General features: G+C 33.1%; 7 protein-coding genes and 1 pseudogene. 7 read left to right on the plus strand and 1 reads right to left on the minus strand.

The window, feature by feature from the left end; translation table 11 throughout:
* The 3 genes from P8M54_RS11325 to P8M54_RS11335 form a co-directional block, all read left to right on the plus strand.
* The coding region (locus P8M54_RS11325) for a DEAD/DEAH box helicase (RefSeq protein ID WP_300287972.1) at positions 1-1,583 on the plus strand (1,583 nt) is incomplete at its 5' end.
* A gap of 86 nt (positions 1,584-1,669) precedes the next feature.
* A complete protein-coding gene (locus P8M54_RS11330) occupies positions 1,670-2,440 on the plus strand; it encodes a carboxypeptidase-like regulatory domain-containing protein (protein WP_300287973.1) in 771 nt (256 codons plus the stop codon).
* A gap of 110 nt (positions 2,441-2,550) precedes the next feature.
* Positions 2,551-3,087 (plus strand): hypothetical protein, encoded by a 537-nt coding sequence (locus tag P8M54_RS11335; RefSeq protein ID WP_300287974.1) that lies wholly within the window; start codon positions 2,551-2,553, stop codon positions 3,085-3,087.
* 228 nt (positions 3,088-3,315) lie between these two features.
* On the opposite strand, the gene P8M54_RS11340 is transcribed toward P8M54_RS11335, so the two are convergent.
* Positions 3,316-7,416, minus strand: coding sequence for a PAS domain S-box protein (locus tag P8M54_RS11340; RefSeq protein WP_300287975.1), 4,101 nt, complete (start codon positions 7,414-7,416; stop codon positions 3,316-3,318).
* Between the two features lie 442 nt (positions 7,417-7,858).
* Here P8M54_RS11340 and P8M54_RS11345 point away from each other — a divergent pair, with 442 nt between their 5' ends.
* From P8M54_RS11345 to P8M54_RS11360, 4 genes and pseudogenes are all read left to right on the plus strand, one after another.
* Positions 7,859-8,314, plus strand: coding sequence for a MarR family transcriptional regulator (locus P8M54_RS11345; RefSeq protein ID WP_300287976.1), 456 nt, complete (start codon positions 7,859-7,861; stop codon positions 8,312-8,314).
* A 12-nt stretch (positions 8,315-8,326) separates the two neighbouring features.
* Positions 8,327-8,959: an NAD(P)H-dependent oxidoreductase gene (locus P8M54_RS11350; protein ID WP_300287977.1), complete on the plus strand. Its 633-nt coding sequence runs from the start codon at positions 8,327-8,329 to the stop codon at positions 8,957-8,959.
* Between the two features lie 38 nt (positions 8,960-8,997).
* The gene (locus P8M54_RS11355) at positions 8,998-9,564 is read left to right on the plus strand and encodes a YceI family protein (protein ID WP_300287978.1); all 567 of its coding nucleotides are present in this window, start codon (positions 8,998-9,000) and stop codon (positions 9,562-9,564) included.
* Positions 9,565-9,897: 333 nt separating this feature from the next.
* Positions 9,898-10,457, plus strand: a pseudogene (locus P8M54_RS11360) (anthranilate synthase component I family protein); the annotation flags it as partial.

Genomic DNA, 10,457 nt, shown 5'->3' on the forward strand with positions numbered 1-10,457 from the left:
CAGAACAGGCGAGAGACATTAAAAGAGGAGCACAAATTATTGTTGCGACTCCAGGTAGGATGCAAGACATGATCAATAGAGGTTTGGTAAACATTACCGGAATCAACTATTGTATCCTTGACGAATCAGATGAAATGTTAAACATGGGATTTTATGATGACATCGTAAACATTTTATCTACAACACCTGACGAAAAAAATACATGGTTGTTTTCTGCAACAATGCCTGCTGAAGTAGCACGTATTGGAAAACAATTTATGACAGACCCTGTTGAAGTTACTGTAGGTACTAAGAACTCAGGTTCAGCTACAGTATCTCATGAATTCTACCTAGTAAATGCTCGTGATCGTTACGAAGCTTTGAAACGTTTAGCTGATGCTAATCCAGACATTTTCTCAGTAGTTTTTTGTAGAACAAAACGTGATACACAAGCTGTTGCTGAAAAATTAGTTGAAGACGGATATAGCGCTGCTGCATTGCACGGAGATTTATCTCAAGCGCAACGTGATGGTGTTATGAAATCGTTTAGAGGTCGTCAAATTCAAATGCTTGTTGCTACTGATGTTGCTGCACGTGGAATTGACGTTGATAACATTACTCACGTAGTGAATTATCAATTACCTGACGAAATAGAAACTTACAATCACCGTTCCGGTCGTACGGGTCGTGCTGGTAAATTAGGTACTTCCATCGTTATTGTAACTAAAAGTGAATTGCGTAAGATTTCTTCTATTGAAAGAATCATCAAGCAAAAATTCGAAGAGAAAACAATCCCATCTGGAATTGAAATCTGCGAAATCCAATTATTGCACCTTGCAACTAAGATAAAAGATACTGAAGTTGATCACGAAATTGACAACTACTTACCAGCTATCAATAATGTTCTTGAAGATTTGTCTAAAGAAGAATTGATTAAGAAAATGGTATCGGTTGAATTTAATCGTTTTATCAACTACTACAAGAAAACTAGAGATCTATCATCTCAATCAGTTGAAAGACGCGAAAGAAGCGATGATAGAGAGCCTAGAGAAAATAATAATGGTGGTGCAACAAGATATTTTGTGAACATTGGTTCAAGAGATAATTTTGATTGGATGTCATTAAAAGACTACTTAAAAGAAACATTAGACTTAGGTCGTGATGATGTATTTAAAGTAGACGTAAAAGAAGGATTCTCTTTCTTTAACACTGATCCTGAGCATACTGATAAAGTAATGGAAATATTAAACAACGTACAATTAGAAGGACGTCGTATTAATGTTGAAATTTCTAAAAATGATGGTGGCGGAAGTCGTGACCATAACGGAAGAAGTTCTGGTGGTGGATTTGGTGGCGGAAGAAGTTCGGCTCCAAGAAGAGAAGGAAACTTCGCTCCTAGACGTGAAGGATCAGGTGGTGGTTTTAGATCAGACAGAAACTCTTCAAGAGAAGGTGGATTTGGCGGAAGAAGTTCGGCTCCCCGTGAAGGAGGTTTTGGTGGTAGAAGTTCGGCTCCAAGAGGAGAAGGAAGTTCTGAAAGAGCACCTAGACGTTCTGAAAGCTTTGGTGATTCACCAAGACCAAGAAGACCAAGAAGAGACTAACATTTAGTTAATTTTCTTATAATTATACTAAGAAACTACAAAATATTTAATCCTGTTTTACTACTTTTAAAGTTTTAAATCAGTTTATGAAATATTTTGTAGTTTTCTTTTTATTAGTACTATCGCTTACTTCTGCTTCTGCGCAGGAAGTAATACATTCTCAAAAAGTTACTGGATACCTTTATAATGACAATACTAAAACCGCTTTAGCGAACGTAAATGTCATTAACATTAACAAAGTAAGAGGAGCTCGAACTGACTCCAATGGTTACTTTGAAATCGATGTTCAGCCATCAGACACCCTTCATCTTTCTCTTTTAGGATTTCAATCCTTACGGGTAAAAGTAACCAATGACTGGATTAAAAATAAAGTAGCTAAAATTTTTCTAACTGAAAAAGCCATTGCACTGGAAGAAGTGGTCATTCGCCCTTTTAACCTAACTGGCTATTTAGAGGTAGATTCTAAAACAATACCAACAAGAGAAAACTACCGATACAGTATTTCAGGCCTTACCTCAGGGTACGAAGCAGGACAAAATTCGGCTGGAGCCTTCGGCAAAGTATTAGGCTCTATTTTTAACCCTGCTGATATGCTTTACAACTTTTTTGGAAAAAACCCCAAAGAGTTGAAGAAACTAAAGGAAATGAAAAAGGACGACACGGTACGAAATCTTTTAGAATCTAAATTTGATCGTGAAACATTAGGTGTACTCCTAGGAATCGATGTAAAAGACATACCTGAAATTTTACAGCGTTGCAATTATTCGGAATCATTTATAAAAACTGCTAATGATTTACAAATAATGGATGCTATTAGTGGCTGTTATGAAGAATACAAAATTCTGAAAAAGCGCTAATTTTTATCTTAACAAATCTCAATCTCGTACTAAAATAGACGGGATTTTTTTTATTTTTTATCACTTTCCAATCAATTTAAAACTTATTTTTGATTTAAAATTACGATACTATGCCAATAAAAAATTTATTTTTAATTGTGGCTACAACTGCTGCACTAAGCTTCACCGTTCTAACAATGGGGCAAACCAAATTCAACCAACAAAAAGCAGGTAATGTCTTTGACATAGACATTCCTGATTATATGACTCGCACTGTGGGACTGAATGATGTTGCTACAGTCCAGTATAAAAATAGTGTGAAAGATATCTATACTATTGTTATCGAGGACAGTAAGGAAGAATTAGCCATCGCAGATATTTTTTATGCTTCCTTAAAAGAGTTCCAAGAGGAATTTGAGAAAGACTTTATTAAAGATGAAAAAAAACGCACCAGCTCCACTCCTATCTTTACCACAAAAAACAATATTAATTATGTAGAATATGATGTATCTTATTATGATGAAGAGCTACAAATTGAAGTGTATTATTTAATAGGTATTGTTGAAACAAAATCGCACTTTTACAAAGTATTATCTTGGACCAATCTAGCTAACAAAGATAAATTTAAAGCTGATTTCCAAAAAATATTATACAGTGTAAAGCAATAATTGATTTAGTTATTAATCAAAATCTTTCTACAAATAATTTTATTCCCTTTACTAAAAATAAAAGTAGATTGTAGGAAAACATATTACCGTACTACTAACCTAAATAACAAAAAAAATGGCAAAAAGTCAAGATGCAAAAAAGACCGTAAAAAAGGAACCTCTTAAAACTGCAAAAGAGAAAAAAGAGGAAAAAAGAGAAAAGAAAAACAGTGCTAAAAGAGATTAATTCTATTGAAGCCAAGTAGCCAAAATACGCTCAAGATCATCAATTATGATGGGCTTGGGCATATAATCATCCATACCTGATTCAAAACATTTTTCTTTTTCTCCAGCCAAAATTCCAGCGGTTATCGCTATAATAGGAGTCCTAGAGTTAGTCTCTATTGCTCTTATCTCGGCAGCAGCTTCATAACCATTTTTATTAGGCATTTGGATATCCATTAAAATTATATCCGGAACATCTAATTTGTAAGCCACAACTGCAGCTTCTCCGTCTATCGCCTCTATTAAAATACTATTAGGAAGGATCCGTTTTACCAATGTTCTTGCTAAAAACATATTAATTTTATTGTCTTCAACAATCAGAATTTTTTTCTGATCTAGACTTTTAAAAGGCGACTCGTCATTCATTTTGGCATTTAACTTATCCACTTTTTTACTTTTATCTACTGTTTTCAACTCGATGGTAAAGAAAAAATTACTTCCTGTTCCATAAACACTTTCTAAATTAAGCTTACTATCCATCAATTCTAGTAATTGATTTGATATGGACAACCCTAATCCAGTTCCGCCAAACTTTCGGCTTGTGGAATTATCTTCTTGAACAAAAGAGCGAAATATCTTTTTATTATTATCTGCTTTAATCCCAATGCCAGTATCTTTTACAGAAAACTTAATATTACAAAAATTTTCCTTCGGAATTTTTTCACGACTAATTTCTAAACTAACGGATCCTTTGTGCGTAAACTTAATTGCATTACTGATCAAATTAACCAAAATTTGCTTTAGTCTTAGCGAATCACCAAGTATAAATTGAGGAATACTTTGATCAATATCCAATTGCAAATTTATATTTTTTTCAGAAGCTGCGTACTTGAACAAACCAATTACTTGATCAATTAATTCAAATAAATCAATTTCTTCTTCATTAAGTTCCAATTTACCTGATTCAATTTTAGAAAAATCTAAAACATCATTTACAATTTGCATTAACGAGTTCGCCGATTCCTTTACCGTGGCCATATATTCAAACTGACTAGAGCTTAGATCGGAATTAATTAACAAATCGGTAAAACCTATAATTCCGTTTAATGGTGTTCTAATTTCATGGCTCATGTTAGCCAGAAAGTCTGTTTTTGCCTTATTAGCGGCTTCTGCTTGCTCTTGAGCCGCTCTAATGTCAATTTCCATCTTTTTACGCTCACTGACATCTATAAAACTGATCACAACTTCAGTTATTTGATTATTTTCATTTAAAATTGGATATCCACTAACTAAAACCCAAACTATATTACCGTTTGAAGGATTCAATCGACCAATTGTATAATTGTTAATGGCTTTTTTGGTTTGCAAAATTTTAGAAATTGGATACTCCTCTACCCTCATTCCCAAACCATCTTCATTTATAAAGTTCCATAGGGAATCATTTATATTTTTATTTAGAAAACGGTCGGCATCTATGCCTAAAAGTTCCCCTGCTTTTAGGTTAAACATTACAATTTCACCATCTAATCCGTGTACAACTATACCAGCTTCTAAATTATCCAATAATCCCCTATACCTTTGCTCGCCCTCGAGAAGCGCTGCATCTCCCTTTTTAGCTACCGTTATATCTCTTGCTAAACAAATAAAATGAGTCATTTTCTCAGCTGTCTGTTCCATTGGTGCTATTGATAATTCAAACCAATAAAGACCATTTGGTAATTCTAAGGTATATTGAATACCCGTTGAAATACCCATTTCTGACGCTTCCTTTAAAGCTAGCAAGCATGCATTAGCAGCTGGTGCAGGAAATACCTCTTTAACATTTTTTCCTAAAAAATCTTCTGGTGGTAGCAATAATAATTCATTTCGCTTCGAATAATAATTATGAAACGTACCATCTAAACTTACTTCGAACATTAAATCAGGAATAGCTTCAATAATAGCTTCCATTTTCTTGTTCATTTTCTTAAATTCCTCCTCTGATAGTTTCCTTTCGGTAATATCTGTTATTGTACCAATGTAACCCACTACCTCATGCTCAGAGTTTCTTTCCAAAATCGCCTGACCCATGACCCAAACAATTTGACCATCTGGCTTTATGAATCGATATTCTGAAACTGAAATTTCCTGCTTTGAAGTAGATTCTTCCCAATTAGTAAATAAATTCTTTTTATCGTCGGGGTGAACTGCGTCCAGCCAGCCGTTACCCATTGCTTGTTGAAACGAAAAACCTGATATTTCGCACCATCTTGAATTTACAAAGGTCGTAAAACCTGTCGCATCCGTACGAAAAATTCCCACAGGCGAAACTTCAGTTAAAGTATGATATCTCTTTTCGCTTTCGTAGATGGCTTCCTCCGCTTTTTTCCTTCTTTCTTCTCTATTGAATAATTCTATGGCAAAAGTAATATCTTCTGCTACCCCTTCTAACAATGCGATTTCTTCGGCATCAAAAAAGTTTTTTTCAGTAGAATACATCACATAAGAACCGATGACCGTGTCAAAACTCTTTATCGGCACAGCCATTATGGATAAATATCCACGCTCCAAAGCCGACTTCTTCCAAGGCAGCATGATAGGATCATTTTCGATATCGTTGCTCACAATAGATAGCCCTGTTCTGCAGCATTTTCCAACAGGCCCTTGACCTTCTGGTAGGTTCTCATCTAAAGAGATAGCCCTTAATGTTGTCAGATAATTATCATCTTCACCGGCTACCGATGTAGGGCATACGAGTTTACTTTGATGGTCTATTAATCCAATCCAAGCCATCTTAAATTGTCCACAATTAACTGCTATAGAGCAAGCTTCTTTAAAAAGTGTGTCGCGATCTGTTGCTCGCACAATCATTTGACTAATTTCAGTAATAAAAAGATACAATCGATTGGCTTTACTAATTTTAGATTGCGCTAGTATTACTTTTGTAATATCCGTAATCACACCATGGCATACCACACTACCATCTTCTTCTACAACTGGAAGTGAGTTTACTTCATGCCAAACTAAACCTTTGATTGGATGGTGGTAACGATAGTTCATTTTTAGGGGAACTAATTGCTCTTTTGTAGCTAGTATCCTCTGAAATAATAAATCACTATCATCTGAATGAACTAAATTAAAAATTGGATCAGAATTATTTTCAATTTCACTAAATTGAAAACCAAACATATCGAACAATGCATCACTTACATAGGTAAAAAACAAATTCTCATCGTCATTAAATTTCATCGAATAAATCAGGCCTGATGAAGTAGCTGCAATTTTTAGAAATTTGTCACGCTCCCTTTTTAAAGTATCAATTAATCGCTTATTTTCGGTGACATCCTTAAAATTAGCAATGATTCCCTGAATATACTGATCGTGAAGCATATTAGTTATGACGCCTTCTAGCCAAATGTAATGCCCCTTTTTATGCTTTACTTTAAAGGAAATAAATATTGGAGTGGCTGGAGATTGCAGTGATTCATTAATTTTATTTTTTACTATTTCAATATAATCAGGATGGTAGTACTCTTCATCTGATAATTTTATGAATTCCTCATCAGTGTATCCATTCGTTCTAAAAGAGGATGAACTCCGGAATAAAACTTTTGACTCTGGGCTAAAAACAGTTATAATTCCTTCATTATTTTCAACCAAAGTACGAAAACGCATGTCGTTCCCTATTTTATCAAAACCAACTGCATGTAATGGACTAACAGCATAACCAGTCAAGTAAATGATTTTTAACTCAGTGTTAAGTTCACTAATGATCCAGCTTGAATTAAGGACTTGTTCATCTCCCCTTTTTAGTCTACCTTTAAATTCAAAGCCTAAAATCGAACGTTCCGGTCTAATAAAAACAGATTGAATTGCCCCAGAATCTTCCTGATGAAATAAAGAATAAAACGACTTATTTTTAAACGCTTTTTGCGAATTGCCTACAATATTACTTAAGACCGAATTCAACTCCAACACCTTTCCATCAAAGCTAATGGAACATATTAAATCTGAGGAGTGTTCTAAGCGAAAATTAAAATCAGATAAGAAATTACTGTTATTAAAATAATTTTGCATTAAAATCTCCTGACTTTTGATTTTCCTGACTAAATCATCATAGGATGGAACATCTTCGGTACTACTCATAATTTACATATTATCAATGCTATCATTGGGATTAATAGAAGCTCCAACCAAAACCAAAGTTAATTGTTTAAGGAATTGCAATATTGCATTTAGTTAAAGTTAGTAATTATAATGAAAAATCACAAAAAAACAAGACCTCTGTCGTTTATATATTTTATTGATAAAAGAAAAAAACTTCGTTTGTAGTTGGAAAGTAGCCTATATTAAAATTTGATTTCCTTCAAGATGTAGTGATATCTTTTTTTTGCGAATCTCAAACTATAACAATATAATTAGCAAGATAGCTATTTACACTCTTGAATAAAAGTGCCATGTATTGTTTCGAATTATCAATTTAAATTTCAAAACAGGTATATCCTAAATTTTAAAAAAAAAATATAAAACACTTGTATATACAAATAAAAAAAGTGTTACATTTGTACCAACAAATAAAAAAGTAAGCATGAAAATTGAAGAAGTTATAAAATCAACCGTCAGACTAGACGATGACCATAAAATAATTCTAAATATAATGTATACTCAAAATTTAATTAATGAAAATTTTAATGAGCTGTTAAAGCCTTATGAAATTTCAGGAGAGCAATATAATGTTTTGAGAATACTTAGAGGCCAAAAAGGAAATCCTGCAAATATGTCTATGATCCAGGAAAGAATGATTGCCCGCACTAGTAATACAACAAGATTGGTCGATAAATTACTCTTAAAACAATATGTTACCCGAAAAGTATGTCCTGCAAACAGACGAAAAATAGAAGTTTTAATCACGCAAAAAGGGCTTGATATTTTAACTGAATTAGACCCAAAACTGTTGCAGCATAACCGCTCATTAGCAAAAAATTTAAGCGCTGAAGAACAACACCAATTAAATACACTTTTAGAAAAATATAGAAATAAATAAACAAATACCATTATGAACACCTTTATAGAACACCAAAACTGGCGTTATGCCACTAAAAAATTTGATAGTAGTAAAAAAGTAACTGCTGCTGATTTAGAAATTTTAAAAGAAGCGATTCGTTTAAGTGCTTCTTCATACGGACTTCAATTGTACAAAGTTCTTATTATTGAAGATGCAGCACTAAAAGCTAAATTATTACCAGCTTCTTTTGGGCAAACGCAAGTAGTTGACGCATCGCATTTAATTGTTTTTGCAAATCAAACCAACGTAGGGGATACTGAAATAGACGCCTATTTAGAAAACACTAGCGCCACTAGAGAGCTACCTATAGAAGCATTAGCAGGATATGGTAGTTTCATGAAAAACACGATAAATCCAATGCCTGAAGATTTAAAAAACATTTGGACATCAAAACAAACGTACATTGCAATGGCTAACTTATTACATGCTGCCGCAGAGTTGAAAATTGACAGCACACCAATGGAAGGCTTTAATGCAGCGCAGTTTAACGAAATACTTGGATTAGATGCTTTAAACTTAAACGCTTCAGTTATTGTACCAATAGGATACCGTCACGAAGAGGATGAAACTCAACATTACAAAAAAGTTAGAAAAGCACCACAAGACCTTTTTATCACATTATAATTTACAACACTAATTTACAAACTTTAAAATTCAAAAAAATGAAAAATTTAAAATCAATCGCATTAGCATTATCAGTTGTATTTTCAGTTGCAACAACAACAGCTCAAACAAAAAAAATCGACGCTTCAAAAAGCACGATCAACTGGGTTGGTAAAAAAGTAACAGGCGAGCATAGCGGAACAGTAAACTTCAAAGATGGAGCTATCGTTCTTAAAGGAAAAAAATTAGCAGGAGGAACTTTTACAGTTGATATGACTTCATTAACTGCTACTGATCTTCAGGGAGAATACCAAGGAAAATTAAACGGACACTTGAAATCAGAAGATTTTTTTGGAACTGAAAAATATCCTACAGCTACCTTAGTTATTAAAAAAATTGGAACTAAATCTGCTAACCTTTATACTGTAGTAGCTGATTTAACAATCAAAGGAATCACTAAACCAGTTACATTTGATATGACTGTAAATGGAAACACTGCAACAACTGCTTTTAAAGTTGACAGAACCAAATATGATATCAAATACAACTCAGCAAGTATTTTCAGTACTATTGGAGACAAAGCAATTTCAGATGAATTTGAATTAGCGATCGCTTTAAAATTCTAATTTTAAGATACGACACTATACCATTTTAAACCCAACAGCTTACTGTTGGGTTTTTTATTTTCTACCTGAAAATATTTAACAAAATTCTAGTCTAATTGTGATTATTTTTTTCAGAATCTATTTGTAAAACCAAATTACATTCTTATCTTTGACTCATGAAAACGATTACAAACAATACTTGGTGGTGGAACAATTTACGTCAAACGTCGTGAACTAAGCTCCTATGGTATTTTTTGAATACAAATACAAAAGGCTTGTCATCACGACAAGCCTTTTTCTGTTTTTATACTTTTTGAACTAAAATAAATTACAAATCATAAAAATTTATTCCCATTGAAATCATTTAAATTAAATACAAAATACAAACAAATACTAGCAGACACCATTACGCCTGTGAGTATTTATTTAAAAATTCGTGATAAATTCCCTAATAGTCTTTTATTAGAGAGTAGTGATTATCATGGAGGTGACAATAGTTTCTCATACATTTGTTGTAATCCTATCGCTTCTATTAAAATAGAAAACGAAACCATTTTAAAGTCGTATCCTGATGGAACTTCTGAAAAAATGTTCATTAATGAGCATACATCTGTGCCTGAAATCATTCAAGAATTCTCTCATGAATTTACTTCTGAGAAAAATGATTTTAAATTTATCAATAACGGTTTATTTGGATACCTATCTTATGATGCTGTACGTTATTTCGAAAAAGTAACAATCGCAAAAAAAGAAAATAGCAATACGATTCCTGATGTATATTATGCTGTTTACCAAAATATCATTGCTATCAATCACTTTAAAAATGAAGCATACTTATTTTGCCACAGCTTAGATGAAGAGACTAATAACCTTGCTGAAATTGAGCAACTTTTGCAATCTCGAAATATAGCTTC

Origin of the sequence: Flavobacterium sp. (assembly GCF_029242675.1) — a bacterium.
GTDB lineage: Bacteria > Bacteroidota > Bacteroidia > Flavobacteriales > Flavobacteriaceae > Flavobacterium.